Here is a 19,834-nt window from a genome sequence, read left to right on the forward strand (position 1 = left end):
ACCTCAAGGACTGAGAACCGGGTAGCGGTCCCGGACCGCTACCGGCACCGGACAACCGGCGCCGTGGCCGCCGCACTGCGGCCGCGGCGTCGGTTCGTTGCGTCCCGTACTCCCGACGGCCCGTGCCGCACGCGCAGGCGGGCGAACGTCATGTCCGCCCCACCGGCGCCGCCCCCAACGGCCCCAGGACGACCGGGAGTCGGGCCGGTCCGCGCATCAGCCGCGTCCGTCGCCACGTGACACCGTCGGAGCCGCCGGGGCCGTCGGCGTCACGGCGGCCGTCCGCCGCCAGCCGCAGTCCGGGGAAGCGGGCGAGCAGGACCTCGAACGCGATCCGGGCCTCGGTACGGGCCAGCGGCGCCCCCAGGCAGTGGTGCGGACCGTGCCCGAAGGAGAGGTGCCCGCCCAGGGGCGCCCGCTCCAGCCGCACCGCGTCCGGCGCCTCGAACCGCGCCGGATCGCGGTTGGCGCCACCGGGGGAGACGAGGACCACGTCCCCCGCCCCGATGCGCACACCGCCGACGTCGAACTCCTCGGTGGCGTAACGGAAGGTCGCCAGCGTCACCGGCGCCTCGTACCGCAGGAACTCCTCCACCGCGGCGGGCAGCAGCCCCGGATCGTCCCGCAGGCGGGCCCGCAGCGCGTCGTCGCGGAGCAGGGCCAGCAGCCCGTTGCCGATCAGGTTGGCCGTGGTCTCGTGCCCGGCGACCACCAACAGCACGGCCAGCGAGACGAGTTCGGGCTCGGTCAGCCGGTCCCCGGCGTCCCGGGCGGCGATCAGACCGCTCAGCACGTCGTCCCCGGGCGCCGCCCGCCGCGCCGCGATCAGCTCCGTCATGTACCCGGCCAGCGCGTGCGAGGCCCGGTCGGCGGTGTCCGGTTCGGCCGCCGCGAACAGGTCGTCGGACCACCGCCGCACCGCGTCCCGGTCCGCCTCCGGCACCGCCAGCAGCTCGCAGATCACCGCGATCGGCAGCGCCGCCGCGAAGCCCTCGACCAGATCGACCGGCCCGCCGCCGGCCGCCTCCCCGGCCCGGCCCAGCGCCGCGGCCAGCTCCTCCGCGATCTCCCGGACCCGGGGCGCCAGTCGGCCCACCGCCGCCGGGGTGAACGCCGCCATGGCCAGTTTCCGCAGCCTGCCGTGGTCCGGCGGATCGGTGGCCAGCATGCTCCGGCTCACGGCGGGCGCCAGATCGCGCCCGGACGGCCGGTCCGCGAAATACCGCGCGGTGTCCTTCGACAGCCGCCCGTCGGCCAGCGCCGCCCGCGCCTCCGCCCAGCCGGTCACCACCCAGGTCGTACGGTCCTTGCCGGTCCGCACCCGCTGCACCGGGCCGCGCGCCCGCAGCGCGGCGAGCAGCGGATACGGGTCTCGGGAGAACTCGGCGGACTCCATGGGGTTGTTCACTGGCACCCTCGTGCTCTCGCTCGCGATTCAGGTCCGCGCCCGCCCGGCCGGACCGGCCCGGGAACCACCCCGCGCCGGCGCCGGCCTCCCCGCCCGGTCCGGATCCCATCCGTCCGGGTGAGATCCCACTGCCGAGGTGCGAGCGTGCGGAGCCCGGCGCACGCTGGAGGCATGTCCGAGCACCCGCCTGTCATCGTGCACCCACCGACCCCCTCCGGTGGACGCCGGGTGACGGTGCACGGGCAGATCGTCGGTCTGGCCCACGGCCGCGGTGACGTGGCCGAGTTCCTCCGCCGCGCGGGCGTCACCGACCCGGCCGAGGACATCGCCCTGGACGACCCCTGCCTGGTCGAGTGGCGCGGCGGCTCCCTGGACGACTGGCCGATGCCGTCGGCGTGAGGGGCCGCGGGGAGCACCGGTGCACCGGTTGCCCGCGAGAACGGCCGAGGCCGGTCGGCACACCGGTCCGCACTGCCACCGGGGTCCCGCGAAACGACGCCGGGCAGGGTCGTGTCCCGCCCACGGTCCGGGTCGTGTCCCGCCCTGCGCCCCGGCAGTGCCGGGGGAGTCTCCGGAGGGGCGGGCGACGGCCCAGGCCGCCTCGATCATCCGGAAGACCTCGTCGAGCGCGGTCTCCGGATCGGCCGCCTCCCGGGCCAGCTGGAAGGCGTCCACCACGAACCGCGCGAGCGTCCGGCACGCCGTGGAGGGCTCCGCCAGGCCGAGGTCCCCGGCGACGGCCGCGGCCAGCGACTCGGCGTGACGCAGCAGCATCGACTTCTCGTACTCCCGCAGCGCGGGTGAGCCGTCGATCATGCGCCAGGCCTGGGCGCCCATGCCCGAGGGGCTGACCTTCGAAGAGGCGGCCAGGTACCCGTCCGTCGTGGAGGCCGCGCTGCGGGTCATCCGCCAGGTCGGCGTGGAGTCCGGACAGACGCTGCTGGTCAGCGGCGCGTCCGGGGGAGTGGGGTCGGCGGTGCTGCAGATCGCCCGCGACCGCGGCATCTCGGTGATCGCCACGGCCGGGCCGGCGAACCAGGACTACCTGCGGAGCCTGGGCGCCGTCCCGACGACCTACGGTGCCGGGCTCGTGGCGCGGGTGCGGGAGCTCGGCCGTCTCGACGCCGCCCTCGACCTGGCCGGTTCCGGCGTGATCCGCGAGCTCATCGAGCTGACGGGGGATCCGCGGCGGGTGCTCTCGATCGCCGATCGCGGCGCGCCGGAGCTCGGCGCGCGGTTCTCCGCCGAGGCCGGGAACCTGTGGGACGCCATCACCGAGGCCGCCCGGCTCTTCTCGCGCGGCATGTTGCGCATCCCGGTGGACCGGACCTACCCGCTCGACCAGGCCGCGGCCGCGCACATCGACAGCGCCGCGGGGCACACGCGCGGGCGGCGGGTCCTGGTCGTCTGAAGGCCGGCCGCGGGCCGTGCTCGTGCGGCTCCCGCGTACCGCCCGCGCTCCGGCGCCGACGGCGGCCACCAGGGTGCCGGGCGACGGCCCGGCACCCAGCGCCGTGTCCGATTCCCGCCAGAACGGGGGCGCGGGATGCCGCACAGTGGGGGTGTGATGAGTGAGGACAGCAGGTACGAGGCGGTGCGGAGCCGGGACGCCAGGTTCGACGGGGCGTTCTTCTTCGCGGTGTCGACGACGGGGATCTACTGCCGGCCGAGCTGCCCCGCCACGACCGCGCGGCGGCGCAACGTCACCTTCTTCCCCACCGCCGCGGCCGCCCAGGGCTCCGGATACCGGGCCTGCCGCCGGTGCCGCCCCGACGCGGTGCCCGGCTCGGCCGAGTGGAACGCCAGGGCAGACGTCGTGGGACGGGCGGTGCGGCTGATCGGCGACGGCGTGGTCGACCGGGAGGGCGTGGCCGGACTGGCCGCCCGGCTCGGCTACAGCGCCCGGCAGGTGCAACGGCAGCTGACCGCCGAACTCGGCGCCGGGCCCACCGCACTGGCCCGGGCGCAGCGCGCGCACACCGCGCGGCTGCTGCTCCAGACCACCGGTCTGCCGGTCGCCGAGATCGCCTTCGCCGCCGGATTCGCCAGCGTCCGGCAGTTCAACGACACCATCAAGGAGATCTACGCCCTCACCCCGAGCGCACTGCGGGCGGTCCGCCCCGGCGCCCGCTCCGGCCCGGCGGCCCCGTCCGGCACGCCCGGTGTGCTGCCGCTGCGGCTGGCGTTCCGCGGCCCGTACGCGGCGCGGCAGGTCTTCGACTACCTGGAACGGCGGGCGTTCGACGGGATCGAGGAGGTCACCGGGGCACCGGGCCGCCGCACATACCGGCGGACCCTGCGGTTGCCCAACGGCACCGGCATCGCGGAGGTCGACGAGGTCACCGGCGACGGCTGGCTGGACTGCCGGCTGCACCTCACCGAACTGCGCGACCTCACCACCGCCGCCCAACGCGTCCGCCGCCTCTTCGACCTCGACGCCGACCCGTACGCGGTCGGTGAACGGCTCGGCACGGACCCTGTACTGGCCCCGCTGGTCGCCCGATGCCCGGGACTGCGGTCCCCGGGCACGGTGGACCCGGACGAGCTCGCGGTGCGCGCCGTCCTCGCCCGGCGGACCGGGACCGCCGCCGGCCGGGCCCTGGGCGCACGCCTGGTCGCCGCGCACGGGGAGCCGCTGCCGCGGCCCGCCGGCACCCTCACCCACCTCTTCCCGCGGGCCGCGGAACTGGCCGGGGCGCCGCTCACCGGGCTCGACCTGCCCCCGTCGCGGGCCGCCGCGCTGCGCGCCCTCGCCGCCGCGCTCACCGCCCGGGACGTCGTCCTGGACGCCGGGACCGACCGCGACCGGGCCGAACGCGCGCTGCGCGCACTGCCCGGCATCGGCCCGTGGACCGCCGGCTACCTCCGGATGCGGGCCCTGGGCGACCCCGACGTCCTCCTCGGCGAACCGCCCCCGGGCACCGCTCCCGCGCTCTGGAGCCCGTGGCGCTCCTACGCGACCCACTACCTCTGGGGCGCCGCCCCCAGAGGCTCCACCGCCCCGACCGACTCCGCCGCACGGCACCGGAACCCGACAGAACGGATCGACGCATGACCCTGTACGCCACCCTCGACAGCCCCCTGGGCGAACTCCTGCTGGTGGGCGAACTCCTGCTGGTGGGCGAGCGAGCGGCCACCGCGCCCGGCGGCACCGCACTGGCCTCGCTCTCCGTACCGGACCAGAAGCGCGGGGCGGTCGTCCAGGAGGGCTGGACACACGACCCGGCCGCGTTCGCCGGGATCGCCCGCCAGCTCCGCGCGTACTTCGACGGCGCGCAGGACCCGTTCACCTTCGCCGCCGTCCCCCGCGGCACCGACTTCCAGCAGCGCGTCTGGGCGGCGCTGGAGGCCATCCCGTACGGCACGACCACCACCTACGGGGCGATCGCCGCCGCCATCGGCGCGCCGCGCGGCGCGGTCCGCGCCATCGGGACGGCGATCGGCGCCAACCCCCTCCTGGTCGTCCGGCCCTGCCACCGCGTCATCGGCGCCGACGGCTCGCTCACCGGCTACGCGGGCGGCCTGGAGCGGAAGCGGCTGCTGCTGGGGCTGGAACGGGCGGTGCCGGACGCCGCCTGAGACGGCGGGCGCGGCCCGGGCGCTCCGGACGGGGGTCGGAGCGCCCGGGACGTGGCCGTCAGAGCATCGAACCGCCGGTGACGTCGATGCGCTGGCCGGTGATCCAACGGGAGTCGTCGGAGGCGAGGAAGGCGACGACGTCGGCAATGTCGGTGGGCTGCCCGATGCGGTTGAACACGGAATAGGCCGCCAGCGCCGCCCGTTGCTCGGGCACCGCCGTCCGCGCAGCCGTCACATGGGTCTCGACCCAGCCCGGGGCGAGGGCGTTCACCGTGATGCCCCGCGCGCCGAGATCCTTGGCGAGGGTGCGGGTGAGCGTGTCGATGCCGCCCTTGGAGACGCTGTAGGCGATCGACGACGGGTACGCCGTGCTGGTCACCGCCGACGAGATGTTGATGATGCGCCCGCCGTCCCGCATGCGGTGCAGGGCGTGCTGCACGATGAAGAACGGCGCCTTGAGGTTGATCGCGACGGTGCGGTCGAACTCGTCCTCCGTGGCTTCGCCGATGTGCCCGGAGAACCGCGTCGCCGCGTTGTTCACGAGTATGTCGAGACCGGGTTCGGCGCCGTACGCGGCGAGTTCGGCGTCGAAGGCGGCGAACAGGGCTTCCGCGTCGCCGGGCACCCCGAGCTCCGCGCCTATGACGAAGGCCTGCCCGCCCTCGGCCTTGATGCCGTCCAAGGTCTCCTTGGCCGCGACGTCATTGGTGTTGTAGTGAACGGCGACCAGCGCACCTTCCCGAGCCAGGCGCTGGGCTATGCCCCGGCCGATGCCCCTGCTCGACCCTGTCACCAGTGCGGTCTTTCCGTTGAGGTCACCCATGTCGTCGTTGGCCTTTCTCGTGCCGCGGCCGGCGTGCGCCGACGCGGACTGTCGATCTCGTGCTGATTGCGGTGGAGCGGGGTGCGTTGCCGGGCGTTCCGGTGCGACGTTCGGCGTGGGGACGTCAGCCCGTCCGTCTGCCGTGAGGATGCCCGGCCGGTCCTTCAGCCGCGTTCGTCCTGTGCGGTCAGGGTGCACAGGAACACCGGCTCACCGTCCTGAACTCCCGTGACCTGGACGGTCGCGGTGCCGGGCGCGGACGCGACCCGGCTGGCCTCGACGACACACGGGGTTCCGTGCTCGGCGTAGCGGCTGAACTGCATGTCGAAGGCGTGCGGTGCGAAGCGCCCGGGCGCGGTCAAGGCGTGTGCGGCCTGCTGTGCGGCATCGACCAGCACCATGCCCGGGACGTGGTCGTTGGCCGGGTTCACGACCGCGGCGTGGCCGGGGGCGATGCGCAGTTGCCACCGACCGGGCCGGTCGGTGGGGGAGAGCAGGACGTCGTGCTCGGTGTCGCTGCCGGTCAGCCGGGGGACGACGGGTGACGGCAGGGGCCCGATGTTGCGCTGGGCCGTCAGGTGCTCCCCGCGGATCCGGCGGTAGACGGTGGGGGAGGCCACGGTGACGTGGGAGTGCCCGACCGCGACGACCTGGTCCGCAGCGCGCATGGTCATGTCGAAGCGTCCACTGGTCAGGGTGCCGCGTCGCATGCGCAGGGCGCTGCAGGCGATGTCGACCGTCAGCGTGGTGGGCCCACCGTCGGCGGGGAGGTGCTCGGGCCGCATGGTGTAGACGAGGTCACCGAGGATGAAGTGGTGTCCCACCGGCACGTTGAATTCGGTGTGCGAGAGCAGCAGCCCTGCCTGGCGAATGGTTTCACCGGTCAGGATGAGCGAGTCCCGGCCACGGCGCGGCGCGAAATAGCCGTGATCCCGTGGCCAGTGGGCGGTGACCGAGAAATGACAGTCGTCCACTCGGCTCCAGGACGTGACCAGAATGTCGTCGACGACCGGACGGTGCACGTATTCACAAGGAACTGGGGTGTCGGTGCGGTTCTGCTGGACAGCCCGCTCGTCCTGATCCGGACGTAGCTGGTGCGGGGTCCTGGGCTGTACCGCGCCGCTGACGTGCATCGTGTCGCTCATGTATGCCCCCAGGCGTTTTTACGGGTTGAGGTCCGTCGCTGATAAGATACGTACCATCCGGTTTTATTTTCAATGCCGGGCTGGCGGAAAGAGGAAATAGGCTGACCGGGCGGAGACTTGAGCTCCAGCGAGCGGTTGGCACACTTGAGGAATTCGAGAGACAGGAGGCGTTCCTGTGGCACAGCAGGACCGCGCGATTCGGACCCGGCGAATGATCTTGGAGGCGGCGGCATCGGTCTTCGACGACCGAGGGTACGATCGCGCGACCATCGCCGAGGTTCTTGAACGCGCCGGCGTGACGAAGGGCGCCCTGTATTTCCACTTCGCTTCCAAGGAGCAGTTGGCGCTCGCCGTGCTGAATGAGCACGTGTTGGACATCGCCGTGGAGCCGCAACAGATCAGACTGCAGGAATTCGTCGATGCGGGACAGGTGCTCGCGTACCGCCTGCGCAACGACCCGATCCAGCGGGGGGCGGCCCGGCTGGCCGTCGAGCAGGGCTCCACTCACCTCGATCGCAAGCAGTCCATGCTCTCCTGGACCCGGTTTGTCGAAGGGTTGTTGAGCGAAGCGCGGGACCGCGGGGAAATCATGGAGAGCGTGAACGTGCGCGACACCGCCGAACTGTTCGTCGGTGCGTTCGCCGGGCTCCAGATGATGTCGCACGCGCTGACCAACCGTGCGGACCTCGGCCATCGGTTGGCCGTCTTCTTTGAGCACACGCTGCCGAGCATCGCGGTGCCGGCGGTGCTCGCCAAGCTCAAATTGGACCCCGAGCGCGGGGAGAAGATCGACGCCGCGTTGCAGGAGAAGGCCGTGCCGAGTGTGCCGCCCCCGGGTGATGGCGAGGCCGTGGCGAGCTGACCGGAACCCCCGGTCGGGGAGTCCGGCCATGTGCCTGATGCGGGGCTGAAATATACCGCGCACGCGGTGTTGAACGGTGAATCACCATGGGTCGTCCGGGGTGGTCCCGGGGGAAATCCGTCGTGTCGTGGCGGGCGGCGCCCGGCCGGGTGGGTGGAGCGTTGTGGGCGGAACGTTCCCGGGCTGTGCCCTCGGCTTCGTGCGGCACGGGTAATCGATGCTTGCAATCAGGTCGAGCCGAGTCGGGGCGGACCTGTTGGACGCGGCTCCGTAGCGACGGGGCGCGGTCCCCTCGGATCGTGCAGGGCCGGGGCGGTAGATCCCCTGGTGCACCGGTACGTCGGTTCCGTCCCGGCGTGCCGTCGGTGGGTGTGCTCCGCTCTTGACCCGCTCTTGATCCCTCGGGCGACCGATTGTCAGTGGCGTGCGGTTCACTGGATCCCACGTGCGCAACGAGATCGGGATCGAGGCCGGGGGAGGACCGATGGACGGGGTGACGAGTGGGCGCGGGCCGGGTGCGGTGCCCGGGCGGGCCGGGGCGGCTGAGGCGCCGAGGGGGGCGACCGGCCGTGCCACGTACGGAAGTTGGCGTGGCGCTCGGGCGCGCACGGCGAGCGTGAGGGAGATCACTGCCCGCGGTGCGAGACGGCCCGCTGGCTTGGAATAGCCCCTTGCGTTGAAACGTTCGCCATACACGTATCAGGGGGTGAATTCCCCTGCCCGCGCACCGCAGCGCACGGCGCACCCTTCCGCTCACTCCTGCCGCCCTGGAGGCCGCCCGCATGACCCGGACGACGACGGACCAGCTCCCCGCGAGGACGGCGGAACCCGCCGCCGCGCCGCCGCTGCCCCCGCCCCCGGAGGGCGGACACCGCAGAGCGCGCGCCGGCCTCGTCCCCGTCCTCGCCTTCGCAGGCATCGTCGTCGCGGTGATGCAGACGCTGCTCGTGCCGGTCATCAAGGACCTGCCGACGCTGCTCGGCACCGCGCCCAGCAACGCCACCTGGGTCATGACGGCCACCCTCCTCGCCGGGGCCGTCGCCACCCCCATCATGGGGCGCCTCGGTGATCTCTACGGCAAGCGCCGGATGCTGCTGGCGAGCCTCGCGGTCATGGTCATCGGCTCGCTGATCTGCGGATTCACCAGCCAGTTGATCGTCATGATCGTCGGCCGGGCGCTCCAGGGCTTCGCGATGGGCGCGATACCCCTCGGCATCGGCCTGATGCGCGACGAACTCCCCCGGGAGCGGCTCGGCTCGGCCATGGCCCTGATGAGCTCCTCGATCGGCGTCGGCGGCGGGCTCGCGCTGCCCGCCGCGGCCCTGGTGGCCCAGCACGCCGACTGGCACACGCTGTTCTTCGCCGCCGCCGGACTCGGTGTGCTCTCGATGCTGCTCACCCTGTTCGCCGTCCCGGAGACCTCGGTGCGGGCGCCCGGCCGCTTCGACGTCGCCGGCGCCCTCGGCCTGTCCGTCGGCCTCGTCGCCCTGCTGCTGCCGATCACCAAGGGCAGCGACTGGGGTTGGGGATCGCCCACCACCCTCGGCCTGTTCGGGGCCGCGGCGCTGATCCTGGTGCTGTGGGGCGTGATGGAGCTGCGGATCTCCGACCCACTGGTCGATCTGCGCACCAGTGCCCGGCGCGAGGTGCTGCTCACCAACCTCGCCTCCATCACGGTCGGGGTGGCGTTCTACGCCATCTCGCTGGTGCTGCCGCAACTGCTCCAACTCCCCAAGTCGACCGGCTACGGCCTGGGCCAGTCGATGGTGGTCGCCGGGCTGTGCGTGGCGCCGCTGGGCCTGACGATGATGTTCGTGGCGCCGGTCTACGCCCGGATCGCCGCCCGCCGCGGCCCCAAGATCTCGCTGCTGCTCGGCATGCTGATCATCGGCATCGGCTACGGCAGCGGGATCGGCCTGATGCAGGCACCCTGGCAGACGATCATCATCGCGGTGGTGGTCGGCGCCGGCATCGGCCTGGCGTACTCCTCCCTCCCGGCGCTGATCGTCGGGGCCGTCGACCCCTCCGAGACCGGCGCGGCCAACGGCCTGAACACCCTGATGCGTTCGATCGGCACCTCCGTGTCCAGCGCGGTGATCGGCATGGTGCTGGCCCACATGTCCGAGCCGCTGGGGCCGGTCGCGGTGCCCACGATGGCCGGGTTCCGGGTCTCGTTCCTGATCGCCACCGCCGCGGTCGCGCTCGGAGTGCTGGTGGCCGCCTTCCTGCCGTCCCAGCGGAAGGCGGCCGGGGCGCGGGAGGCGGTGGTGGCGCAGAGCGCGGAGGAGCGTGGCGCATCGGGTGCCGGCCCGGTTGAGGACGGGGGCCCGACTCCGCCCGGAAAGCCGACCGCGTCCGGAGCCTCGGCCGATTCGCTTGATTCGATGGGTTCGGCCGGTCTCGTGGATTCGGTGGATTCCATGGATCCGGTGGGTGTGGTCGATGGGGTTGCCGCCGGGTTCCGGGGGCGGGTCGTCGACAGCGCCGGTGGGCCGGTCCCGGGTGCCACGGTCACGTTGATCGACCGGCACGGGCAGCAGGCAGGCGTCACCACGGCCGCGGCCGACGGGAGTTACGCGCTCGCCGCCCCGACCGCGGGCACCTACGTCCTCACCGGCGCCGCCCCGGGCCACACCCCGCACGCCGCCTCGGCCACGCACTACGGCGAGGGCACGGTGGCCGAGGCGGAGCTGGTCCTGACCCCCGCCGGCAGCCGGCTCCGCGGCACCCTGCGCGGCGGCCCGGACGGGACCGCGCTGGCCGGTGCGAGCGTGGTGATCACCGACGGCCGGGGCGATGTGGTGACCCGCACGACGAGCGGTGCCGACGGGCACTGGGAGGTCGGTCAGTTGCCGGACGGCGACTACACGCTCGTCTTCAGTGCCGCGGGGCACCAACCGGAGGCGCGTGCCGTGCAGTTGGCCGGGGGCGTCGGGGCGGACACGGGGGGTGCGCCGACCGGCCAGGACGTTCGGCTGCGGCCTACCGCCACGGTGCGCGGCACGGTCCGTGGGCCGGACGGGCAGCCGTTGAACGATGCCGCCGTGACCCTGCTGGAGGACGGGACGGTGGCCGGTCACATGGTCACCGGGCCGGACGGCGCCTATGCGTTCGCGGATCTGATGGGTCGTCACTACACCCTGTCGGCGGCCGGATATCCGCCGCACGCGACGCCGATATCCCTGGCGGGAGGCGCGGACGAGCGACTGGATCTCGACCTGGTGCAGCCGGGCGGGGCCGGGGAGCGCTGACGGTGCAGCCCTTTACGGGCTTGCCGTCGGGCGTACGTCGTACGCCGTACCGCCTCCCGCCCGGCGGGTCGGGAGGGGCCGTCAACTGCACTGCCATGGAAGCCGGTTGCCGGTTGCCGGTTGCCGGTTGCCGTTGGGGGCGGGGCGGACTCTGTCGCTGACGGGGTGTCACTGACTGGCATCGAGTGACGCGCCGTCAGGAGCGGTGTGCGGGTCCCCTTCGGCGCGAACCGGAGCATCCCACTCGCGGTGTCAGCGTTGCCAACGGCTACGGCTACGGCTTCAGCTACGGCAAGGGCGGCGTAGCGGCCATCCGCCACAGACCACGCGCCACCCCGCCACCCCGTCGCCTCGCCACCCGACCGCCGACAGCGGCCGGGACCTCACCCCGGAGGGCCTGCGCACGTACGACAGGCGCGACAACGGTCTGTCGGCCGCGTTCGCCCGGGTACCGACCGCGACCGGCCGCCGGGTCGGCGTGACCGCGTGCGCCGCACACGCCACCGCCACCGCCACTGCCACCCCCACCGTGCCGGACGGCACCCCCGGGCGGCCGGTGGCCGGAAAGTGCCGTCCCCGTGCAACCTCGGCGTCAAGAGAAGCGTCTCGTCGACACCCTATGGTGGGATTTCGGTCGAGTGCGGACCCTGGTCCGCCCCGGGCGAACCGCGGCTTCACCCGCGCTGACGCCCGGGGCCCGGCCCTGCGCACTTACCACGGGCACAGGCCCGTGGCACGGGACGCCTGGGGCGCAGGGAGTCTTCCGGGGCCGGTGGGCGGGAAGGCTGAAACGGCCGAACCTCGTAGTGCCGCGCCCGCAACCGCGGATATTTCTGCGAGCCTGGGCGGCGCACCGGTGTTCCGGCTGGTCACACCGGTCGCCGGCGCAGCGTCGTACCGGGCGCGCGGCCTCGTTAGTGGGGTGTTAGTGCCTCGTTAGCGGACCGGCAGTGCCCGGGCGCACGCTGGAAGAGCAACGGACGGACCGTACGCACCCACCTTTACGAGGGTACCGACCTACCAGACGAGGGGGACTCATGTCGCTCACCATCAAGACCCTCGGCCGCGGCCGCCGTGTCGCCGCCGGAACGCTCATCGCCGTCACCGCGCTGACTCTCTCCGCCTGCCAGAACGGCACGGACGGCGCGTCGAAGTCCTCCTCGGCCGCGGCGCCCGCCACGTCCAGCGCGAACGGTGCGCCGTCGGCCGGTGGCAGTGCGCAGTCCGCGGGGCACTCGGCCCGGCCGTCCAACGTGGCCAAGCCCTCCGCCGGCACCGCCGGTGTGCCCAACGCCAGCCAGGCCAACCCCTCGGCCATGACGGCCTCGGACCGCTGCGCCGCGTCGGACATGTCGTTGCACATGGGCCGCACCGACGTCGGCGCGGGCAACATCCGGGTGCCGCTGGTCTTCACCAACAAGGGCAAGAAGGCGTGCTCGCTGCGCGGCTTCCCGGGCGTCTCGCTGATCCAGCGCGACGGCTCGGCGGTCGGTACGCCCGCCTCCCGCGAGGGCGGCGCAGGCGGCAGCGTGCGGCTCCAGCCCGGACAGAGCGCGCACGCCGTGCTGCACACGGTCAACGAGGGCGTCTCGGACATCCCCTGCTGGAAGAACTCGCAGATCGTCTTCGTCTACCCGCCCGGCTCCAAGGAGTCCATGACCACCGGCAGCGGCGGGCTGCGGGTGTGCGGCGGCACGTTCACCGTGTCCACCGTGGCGGCCGGAGTTCCGTCCTGACGGCAGTCCCTCCTCGGGCCTTAGGGCCGTTCCGGTGCTGGTGCGTCACCGGAACGGCCCTCTTCGGCTCTCCTAGCCTCCCCGGCGGTGTTACCAAGGTTGACGGAAGCCGTGCCGAGCGCTTCCGCCGCCCACCTCCCGGAGGAGGCACATCGCCATGGATGCCGCACCTGCCCCCGTGACCGCCCCGTCCGCACGGAAGGGCGAGGACGAGTCCCCGATCCACATTCTCTGGATCAACGCCGGCCTGAGCTGCGACGGTGACTCGGTCGCGCTGACCGCCGCGACCCAGCCAAGCATCGAGGAGATCGCCCTCAGCGTGCTGCCTGGCCTGCCCAAGATCCAGGTCCACTGGCCGCTGATCGACTTCGAGTGCGGGCCCACCCAGGGCGCGGACACCTTCATCGAATGGTTCTTCAAGGGCGAACGGGGTGAGATCGACCCGTTCGTGCTGGTCGTCGAGGGATCCATCCCCAACGAGGCCATCAAGCCGGAGGGCTACTGGTGCGGCTTCGGCGACGACCCCGCCACCGGGCAGCCGATCACCACCAGTGAGTGGATCGACCGGCTGGCCCCCAAAGCTCTCGCCGTCGTCGCCATCGGCACCTGCGCCACCTACGGCGGTATCCACGCCATGGCCGGCAACCCGACCGGTGCCATGGGCGTGCCCGACTACCTGGGATGGGACTGGAAGTCCAAGGCCGGCATCCCGATCGTGTGCGTACCGGGCTGCCCCATCAAGCCGGACAACTTCGCCGAGACGCTGGTCTACCTGCTCTACCAGGCGACCGGCGCGGCCCCGATGATCCCGCTGGACGACCAGCTGCGGCCCACCTGGCTCTTCGGCGAGACCGTGCACGAGGGCTGCGACCGGGCCGGGTACTACGAGCAGGGCCAGTTCGCCACGACCTACGACTCGCCCAAGTGTCTGGTGAAGATCGGTTGCTGGGGTCCCGTGGTCAAATGCAATGTGCCCAAGCGGGGCTGGATGGACGGCATCGGCGGCTGCCCCAACGTCGGCGGGGTCTGCATCGCGTGCACCATGCCCGGCTTCCCCGACAAGTTCATGCCGTTCATGGACGAGCCGCCCGGCGCCAAGCTCTCCAGCACCGCCAGTTCCGCCTACGGCAACGTCGTCCGCCGGCTGCGCGGCATCACGGCCCGGACCGTGGACCACGAGCCCAAGTGGCGGCACCGCGGCGAGAAGCTGACCACCGGCTACCGCCGACCCTGGTGACCGCACCCCTACCCGACGCTCCGTCAGACCCCCACACCGGCACGCGAAGAAGGGCATGGCACAGACAATGGCACCGAAGACCAAGACAGCCGGCGACGGCAGCGGTCTGACGGAGATGTCCTGGGACCCGATCACCCGGATCGTGGGCAGCCTGGGCATCCACACCAAGATCGACTTCAAGCAGAAGCGGGTCGCCGAGTGCTACAGCACCTCGTCCGTCTTCCGCGGCTACAGCGTCTTCATGCGCGGCAAGGACCCGCGCGACGCGCACTTCATCACCAGCCGGATCTGCGGGATCTGCGGCGACAACCACGCCACCTGTTCCGTCTACGCCCAGAACATGGCCTACGGCGTCAAGCCCCCGCACCTCGGCGAGTGGATCATCAATCTCGGCGAGTCCGCGGAGTACATGTTCGACCACAACATCTTCCAGGAGAACCTGGTCGGGGTCGACTACTGCGAGAAGATGGTCCGGGAGACCAACCCGGGCGTCTGGGAGCTGGCCCAGCGCACCGAGGCCCCGCACGCCGGCGAGCACGGCTACCGCACCATCGCCGACATCATGACCTCCCTCAACCCCATCGAGGGCGAGTTCTACCGCGAGGCGCTCCAGGTCAGCCGCTACACCCGGGAGATGTTCTGCCTCATGGAGGGCCGCCATGTGCACCCCTCCACGCTCTACCCGGGCGGCGTCGGCACCGTGGCTAGCGTCCAGCTCTTCACCGACTACCTCAGCCGGCTGATGCGCTACGTCGAGTTCATGAAGCGCGTGGTGCCGCTCCACGATGACCTCTTCGACTTCTTCTACGAGGCGCTGCCCGGCTACGAGGAGGTCGGCCGGCGGCGGGTGCTGCTCGGCTGCTGGGGCGCCCTCAACGACCCCGAGCACTGCGACTTCACCTACCGCAACATGACGGACTGGGGCCGGCGGATGTTCGTCACCCCGGGCATCATCGTCGACGGGAAACTGGTCACCAACGACCTCACCGAGATCAACCTCGGCATCCGCATCCTGCTCGGCAGCTCCTACTACCAGGACTGGGAGGGCCAGGAGCAGTTCGTCACCCACGACCCGCTCGGCAACCCCATCGACCCGCGCCACCCCTGGAACCAGCACACCATCCCCGCCCCGCAGAAGCGGGACTTCAACGACAAGTACAGCTGGGTGATGTCGCCGCGCTGGTTCGACGGCAAGGAGCACCTGGCCCTGGACACCGGCGGCGGCCCGCTCGCCCGCCTGTGGTCCACCGCGCTGAACGGGCTCGTCGACACCCCCTACGTCAAGGCCACCGGCAACAGCGTCGTCATCGACCTGCCGCGCAGCATGACCCGGCCCGAGGCCCGCTTCGAATGGAAGATCCCGAAGTGGAGCAACGCGCTGGAGCGCAACCGCGCCCGCACCTACTTCCAGGCGTACTCGGCGGCCATGGCGCTGCACTTCGCCGAGCAGGGGCTGGAGGAGGTGCGCGCCGGACGCACCCAGACCTGGGAGAAGTTCGAGGTCCCCGACGAGTCCATCGGCTGCGGTTTCACCGAGGCGGTCCGCGGAGTGCTCTCGCACCACATGGTCATCCGCGACGGGAAGATCGCCAACTACCACCCCTACCCGCCGACACCGTGGAACGCCAGCACCCGCGACTCCTACGGCACCCCGGGCCCCTATGAGGACGCCGTGCAGAACACCCCGATCTTCGAGGAGAACTCCCCGGAGAACTTCAAGGGCATCGACATCATGCGGACGGTGCGCAGCTTCGACCCGTGCCTGCCCTGCGGCGTCCACATGTACGTCGGCGGCCGGACCGTCCAGACCATGCACGTCCCCACCGGACTGAGCGGGCTGGCCGGATGACCGCGCCCGTCGCCGCCCCCGACGCCGAACTGACCGGCCGCCGGGTCGAGGAACTGCTGGACCGGCTCGCCGCGCACGGCGACGCCGCGACGACCGCGACCGCCGAGGAACTCGTCCGCGTCCTGATGGACTTCTACGGCGCCGGACTGACCCGCATCATGCACCTGGTCGAGCGGCGCACCGGCGCGGACGGGCCACGGACCGCCCTGCTGGGGGACGCCCTGGTCAGCAGCCTGCTGGTGCTGCACGACCTGCACCCGGAGGACGCCGCCACCCGCATCGACCGGGCGCTGGCCAGCGTACGGAGCCAGGACGCGGTCGAGGTCGCCGAGTTCGTCCCGGAGACCGGGGCGCTGCGGCTGGCGGAGAGCGGCTCCGGCGGCTGCGGGTGCGGCGGCGCGGCCGACCGGCCGGCGGTCGAGGGCGCGCTGTCCTGCTTCGCGCCGGAGGTCACCTCGGTCGCGTGGGAGACCCGGACGGCCGCTCCGGAGCCGCCCCTGCTCCAGATCTCCCGCCGTCCGCCGACCGCCGCCCCGGTGTCGTGAACGCGCCGCCGACCGCCGCCCACCGCGGCCTGCGGCGCTTCCGGGCCCCCGCGCCCCCGCCGCCCGAACGCTGCGAACTGTGCGGCATCGAACTCGCTGGCCGCCACCGCCACCTGGTCGACACCCGGAACCGCGCACTGGCCTGCGCCTGCCCGCACTGCGCGCTGCTCTTCGAGCGGCCCGGGGCCGGCGGCGGGCAGTTCCGCACCGTCCCGGACCGCTTCCTGACCGACCCCGCCCACCACCTCGACGACACGGTCTGGGACCGGCTCCGGATCCCCGTCGGCGTCGCCTTCCTCCTGGACAACGCCGCCCTGGGCCGGGTGGTGGCGCTCTACCCCAGCCCGGCCGGCGCCACCGAGAGCGAACTCGACCCGGCCGCCTGGCAGGCCGTCCGCGACGCCACCCGACTGGCCGACCTGCTCACCCCCGACGTCGAGGCCCTGCTGCTGCACCGCGGCGACGGCCGCACCGACTGCCACCTGATCCCGGTCGACCTCGCCTACGAACTCACCGGCCGGCTAAGGCTGTTGTGGCGCGGCTTCGACGGCGGCGCCGAGGCCCGCGCCGCCCTGGCGGACTTCTTCGCCGACATCGCCCGCCGGGCCCGGGAACTGCGGGAGGAGGTCCGGCGGCCGTGACCGAGCTGTCCTTCGCCTGCACCGGCGTCCGCGCCGACCGCTACGCCGCCGCCCCGACCCTCCTCTTCCGGCTGCGGATCACCGCCGCCGGAGCGGCGCGGGTGCACGCCCTGGCACTGCGCTGCCAGCTGCGCATCGAACCGGCCCGGCGCGACTACGACGCCGAGGAGGCCGCCGCCCTGGCCGACCTCTTCGGAGTACGGTCCCGTTGGGGCAGCACCCTCAAGCCCCTCCAGTTCGCCCAGGTCTCCCAGATCGTCCCCGGATTCACCGGCGAGACCGAGGTGGACCTCCCGGTCCCGTGCAGCTACGACCTGGAGGTCGCCGCGGGCCGTTACGTCCACGCCCTGCGCGACGGCGAGGTGCCGCTGCTGCTGCTCTTCTCCGGCACCGTCTTCGCCGGTCCGGGCGGCTTCCAGGTCACCCCGGTGCCCTGGCACAAGGAAGCCGAGTGCCGGCTCCCGACCGCCGTGTGGCGGGAGATGACCGACACCCACTTCCCCGGTTGCGGCTGGCTGCGGCTGCCGCGGGAGAGCCTGGACGGGCTGCTGGCGTTCCGGTCCCGGCACGCCCTGCCGTCCTGGGAGGCCACCGTCGCGGCGCTGCTGGCCGCCGCGGACGGCACCGGACGGGGATCCCCCGGCTTCCCCACCGCCGTCGCCCGCCCCGCCACCGAGAGGACCGCACCGTGACCACCCCCGCGCCCACGGACCCCCTGGCCGACCGGTTCGCCGTCGCCCGGCAGGTCGCGGACGCCGTGCTCTTCGAGGGGTACGTGCTCTACCCCTACCGGGCGTCCGCCGCCAAGAACCGGCTGCGCTGGCAGTTCGGCGTCCTCGTGCCGCCCGGCTGGGGCGCCGACCGGGCCGAACACTCCCACCAGCGCACCGAATGCCTCATGGAACCCCGCGCCGGCGCCCGGCTCCGCGCCGAGCTCAGGTTCCTGCGCGCCCAGCGGCGCACCGTCCAACGCCGGTGCCCCGACGGCGAGTTCGTGACCGTACCGGAACTGGAACTGCCCGACCGGGTGCTGGTCCCGTGGGACGAGGGCACCGAGGAGCGCTGCCCGCTCGACGTGGCGGTCGCCGACCTCGCAGGGGACGGCGTCACCGTCCCGCTGACCTGGCCGCCGGGCGAGGACACCGAGCCGGTGCACGACGCCGACGGCCGGCTCGTCGGCCGACTGGTGCGCCGCCGCGAGGAGATCAGCGGCGAGCTGCGGCTGACCGCCGAGGAGATCGCCGGCCCGTACGCGGTGCTGAAGCTGACCGCGACGGTGCACAACACCAGCGGCTGGGTCCCGGACCCGGCGGCGGACGACCGGGACGCGGCCCTGCCCCGCTCACTGGTCGCCGCGCACCTCCTCCTCGGCCTGAGCGCCGGCCGGTTCCACTCCCAGACCGACCCGCCCGAATGGGCCCGGGGCGCGGTCGCCGACTGCCGCAACGAACACACCTGGCCGGTGCTGGCCGGCCCGCCCGGGAGCACCGAGGTGATGCTGTCCGCCCCGATCATCCTGGAGGACCACCCGGCCGTTGCCCCCGAGAGCCCCGGCCCGCTCTACGACGCCCTGGAGATCGACGAGATCCTCGCCCTCCGCACGGCGGCCCTCACCGACCAGGAGAAGCGCGAGGCCCGCGGCACCGACCCCCGGGCCGCCGAGGTGATCGCCCTCGCCGACGGGATGCCGCCCGAGGTGCTGGAGCGGCTGCACGGTGCCGTACGGGCGCTGCGCGAGGTCACCGAGCCCGCCCCGGCCGCGGAACCGGCCCGCCCGGACACGCCCTGGTGGGACCCGGCCGGTGACCGCGACCTGGACCCGCTGACCGACCGGATCATCGTCGACGGCCGCTCGGTCGGCGCCGGCAGCCGGGTGGCGCTGCGCCCCGGCCGACGCCGCACCGACGCCCAGGACTTCTTCCTGCACGGGCGCGCCGCGCAGGTCGAGGCCGTCCTGCACGACGTGGACGGCGGGGTGCACCTCGCGGTGACCGTCGAGGGCGACCCGGGCGCCGACATCCGGCGCGAACAGGGCCGCTTCCTCTACTTCCAACCCGACGAACTCGCGCCCCTGGAGAACGAGTGAGCAGCGACCCGCCCCCCACCCCGCCACCCGGCCGCACCCTGATCGCGGGCGTCGGCAACATCTTCCTCGGCGACGACGGCTTCGGCGTCGAGGCGGTCCGCGCGCTCGGGGCGCACACCCTGCCCGACGGGGTGGAACTGGTCGACGCCGGCGTCCGCGGCGTTCACCTCGCCTACCGGATGCTGGACGGGTACGACACGGTGCTTCTGGTGGACGCCGCGGCGCGAGGCGGCGAGCCCGGCGCGCTCTACCTCCTCGACGCCACCGACCCCGCCGACACCGTCGCCCGCCCCGAGAACACCCCGATCGACGCCCACCACATGACCCCCGACGCCGTCCTGGCGCTGCTCGACACGCTCAGCGCGGGCACCGGCACCCGACGCCCGCAACGCGTCCTGGTCGTCGGCTGCGAACCCGCCGACACCGCCGAAGGCATCGGCCTGAGCGCGCCGGTCGCCACCGCCGTCGACGAGGCCGTCCGGCTCGTGCTGCGGCTGGTCGGCGCCGACGAACCGGAGCCGGCTGCCACCGGTGCCCCGGCCGCCACCAGTGAGAGGAACACGACACCATGCTGAAGATCGCCCTCGGCGGGGCCCTGGCCGCCGCCCTCGCGCTCGCCCTGCGCAACCTGCCCGACGTCAAGCGCTATCTGCGGATGCGCGCCATGTGAGG

17 protein-coding genes and 2 pseudogenes are annotated in these 19,834 nt (G+C 73.0%); 15 read left to right on the forward strand and 4 right to left on the reverse strand.

Annotation, left to right across the window (positions count from 1 at the left end; genetic code table 11):
* Positions 1–148 precede the first annotated feature (148 nt).
* Complete coding sequence (locus CG747_RS40905; protein ID WP_374701880.1) at positions 149–1,408, reverse strand: cytochrome P450; 1,260 nt, start codon at positions 1,406–1,408, stop codon at positions 149–151.
* Between the two features lie 171 nt (positions 1,409–1,579).
* On the opposite strand from CG747_RS40905, the gene CG747_RS40910 reads away from it, so the two are divergent.
* Positions 1,580–1,807, forward strand: coding sequence for a hypothetical protein (locus tag CG747_RS40910; RefSeq protein WP_100606967.1), 228 nt, complete (start codon positions 1,580–1,582; stop codon positions 1,805–1,807).
* Between the two features lie 150 nt (positions 1,808–1,957).
* Here the strand turns inward: CG747_RS40910 and CG747_RS50275 are convergent.
* Positions 1,958–2,239, reverse strand: a pseudogene (locus tag CG747_RS50275) (TetR/AcrR family transcriptional regulator); the annotation flags it as partial.
* On the opposite strand from CG747_RS50275, the pseudogene CG747_RS40920 reads away from it, so the two are divergent.
* The 3 genes and pseudogenes from CG747_RS40920 to CG747_RS40930 form a co-directional block, all read left to right on the forward strand.
* Positions 2,232–2,819 (forward strand): annotated as a pseudogene (locus CG747_RS40920) (zinc-binding dehydrogenase); the annotation flags it as partial. The pseudogenes CG747_RS50275 and CG747_RS40920 sit on opposite strands and share 8 nt — an antisense overlap.
* Before the next feature lie 156 nt (positions 2,820–2,975).
* Complete coding sequence (locus tag CG747_RS40925) at positions 2,976–4,463, forward strand: AlkA N-terminal domain-containing protein (protein WP_100606969.1); 1,488 nt, start codon at positions 2,976–2,978, stop codon at positions 4,461–4,463.
* The gene (locus CG747_RS40930) at positions 4,460–4,987 is read left to right on the forward strand and encodes a methylated-DNA--[protein]-cysteine S-methyltransferase (protein WP_100606970.1); all 528 of its coding nucleotides are present in this window, start codon (positions 4,460–4,462) and stop codon (positions 4,985–4,987) included. The genes CG747_RS40925 and CG747_RS40930 overlap by 4 nt, the downstream gene beginning before the upstream one ends.
* Before the next feature lie 58 nt (positions 4,988–5,045).
* Here the strand turns inward: CG747_RS40930 and CG747_RS40935 are convergent, their stop codons facing one another.
* Together CG747_RS40935 and CG747_RS40940 are read right to left on the reverse strand one after the other, a co-directional pair.
* The gene (locus CG747_RS40935; protein ID WP_100606971.1) at positions 5,046–5,810 is read right to left on the reverse strand and encodes an SDR family oxidoreductase; all 765 of its coding nucleotides are present in this window, start codon (positions 5,808–5,810) and stop codon (positions 5,046–5,048) included.
* A gap of 164 nt (positions 5,811–5,974) precedes the next feature.
* Complete coding sequence (locus CG747_RS40940; RefSeq protein ID WP_100606972.1) at positions 5,975–6,955, reverse strand: ScbA/BarX family gamma-butyrolactone biosynthesis protein; 981 nt, start codon at positions 6,953–6,955, stop codon at positions 5,975–5,977.
* Between the two features lie 175 nt (positions 6,956–7,130).
* On the opposite strand from CG747_RS40940, the gene CG747_RS40945 reads away from it, so the two are divergent.
* From CG747_RS40945 to CG747_RS51175, 11 genes are all read left to right on the forward strand, one after another.
* On the forward strand, positions 7,131–7,817 hold the full coding sequence (locus CG747_RS40945; RefSeq protein ID WP_100606973.1) for a ScbR family autoregulator-binding transcription factor: 687 nt from the start codon (positions 7,131–7,133) through the stop codon (positions 7,815–7,817).
* 782 nt (positions 7,818–8,599) lie between these two features.
* Positions 8,600–11,068, forward strand: coding sequence for an MFS transporter (locus CG747_RS40950; RefSeq protein ID WP_100606974.1), 2,469 nt, complete (start codon positions 8,600–8,602; stop codon positions 11,066–11,068).
* 1,037 nt (positions 11,069–12,105) lie between these two features.
* Entirely contained in the window at positions 12,106–12,804 is a 699-nt protein-coding gene (locus CG747_RS40955) for a DUF4232 domain-containing protein (protein ID WP_100606975.1), read from the forward strand.
* Positions 12,805–12,961: 157 nt separating this feature from the next.
* Positions 12,962–14,041 carry a hydrogenase expression protein HypE gene (locus tag CG747_RS40960; RefSeq protein WP_100606976.1) on the forward strand — a complete coding sequence of 360 codons (1,080 nt, stop codon included), beginning with the start codon at positions 12,962–12,964 and terminating at the stop codon, positions 14,039–14,041.
* A 67-nt stretch (positions 14,042–14,108) separates the two neighbouring features.
* Positions 14,109–15,890: a nickel-dependent hydrogenase large subunit gene (locus CG747_RS40965; RefSeq protein ID WP_100606977.1), complete on the forward strand. Its 1,782-nt coding sequence runs from the start codon at positions 14,109–14,111 to the stop codon at positions 15,888–15,890.
* Complete coding sequence (locus CG747_RS40970) at positions 15,887–16,435, forward strand: hypothetical protein (protein ID WP_100606978.1); 549 nt, start codon at positions 15,887–15,889, stop codon at positions 16,433–16,435. Before CG747_RS40965 ends, CG747_RS40970 begins: the two co-directional genes overlap by 4 nt.
* Positions 16,432–17,076 (forward strand): DUF5947 family protein, encoded by a 645-nt coding sequence (locus tag CG747_RS40975; RefSeq protein WP_100606979.1) that lies wholly within the window; start codon positions 16,432–16,434, stop codon positions 17,074–17,076. Before CG747_RS40970 ends, CG747_RS40975 begins: the two co-directional genes overlap by 4 nt.
* A complete protein-coding gene (locus CG747_RS40980; protein ID WP_100606980.1) occupies positions 17,073–17,768 on the forward strand; it encodes a DUF6084 family protein in 696 nt (231 codons plus the stop codon). The genes CG747_RS40975 and CG747_RS40980 overlap by 4 nt, the downstream gene beginning before the upstream one ends.
* A complete protein-coding gene (locus tag CG747_RS40985) occupies positions 17,765–19,162 on the forward strand; it encodes a hypothetical protein (RefSeq protein WP_100606981.1) in 1,398 nt (465 codons plus the stop codon). Before CG747_RS40980 ends, CG747_RS40985 begins: the two co-directional genes overlap by 4 nt.
* The gene (locus tag CG747_RS40990) at positions 19,159–19,737 is read left to right on the forward strand and encodes a hydrogenase maturation protease (RefSeq protein WP_100606982.1); all 579 of its coding nucleotides are present in this window, start codon (positions 19,159–19,161) and stop codon (positions 19,735–19,737) included. The genes CG747_RS40985 and CG747_RS40990 overlap by 4 nt, the downstream gene beginning before the upstream one ends.
* Entirely contained in the window at positions 19,731–19,832 is a 102-nt protein-coding gene (locus CG747_RS51175) for a hypothetical protein (protein ID WP_374701881.1), read from the forward strand. Before CG747_RS40990 ends, CG747_RS51175 begins: the two co-directional genes overlap by 7 nt.
* Positions 19,833–19,834: the final 2 nt, after the last annotated feature.

The sequence above is a fragment of the Streptomyces sp. CB02959 genome, assembly GCF_002803155.1.
Classification (GTDB): Bacteria; Actinomycetota; Actinomycetes; order Streptomycetales; family Streptomycetaceae; genus Streptomyces.

Coding starts and splice junctions, on each gene's coding strand:
- CG747_RS40910 (WP_100606967.1), top strand. CDS start 1,580: ATGTCCGAGCACCCGCCTGTCATCGTGCACCCACCGACCCCCTCCGGT.
- CG747_RS40925 (WP_100606969.1), top strand. CDS start 2,976: ATGAGTGAGGACAGCAGGTACGAGGCGGTGCGGAGCCGGGACGCCAGG.
- CG747_RS40930 (WP_100606970.1), top strand. CDS start 4,460: ATGACCCTGTACGCCACCCTCGACAGCCCCCTGGGCGAACTCCTGCTG.
- CG747_RS40935 (WP_100606971.1), bottom strand. CDS start 5,810: ATGGGTGACCTCAACGGAAAGACCGCACTGGTGACAGGGTCGAGCAGG.
- CG747_RS40940 (WP_100606972.1), bottom strand. CDS start 6,955: ATGAGCGACACGATGCACGTCAGCGGCGCGGTACAGCCCAGGACCCCG.
- CG747_RS40950 (WP_100606974.1), top strand. CDS start 8,600: ATGACCCGGACGACGACGGACCAGCTCCCCGCGAGGACGGCGGAACCC.
- CG747_RS40955 (WP_100606975.1), top strand. CDS start 12,106: ATGTCGCTCACCATCAAGACCCTCGGCCGCGGCCGCCGTGTCGCCGCC.
- CG747_RS40960 (WP_100606976.1), top strand. CDS start 12,962: ATGGATGCCGCACCTGCCCCCGTGACCGCCCCGTCCGCACGGAAGGGC.
- CG747_RS40965 (WP_100606977.1), top strand. CDS start 14,109: ATGGCACCGAAGACCAAGACAGCCGGCGACGGCAGCGGTCTGACGGAG.
- CG747_RS40970 (WP_100606978.1), top strand. CDS start 15,887: ATGACCGCGCCCGTCGCCGCCCCCGACGCCGAACTGACCGGCCGCCGG.
- CG747_RS51175 (WP_374701881.1), top strand. CDS start 19,731: ATGCTGAAGATCGCCCTCGGCGGGGCCCTGGCCGCCGCCCTCGCGCTC.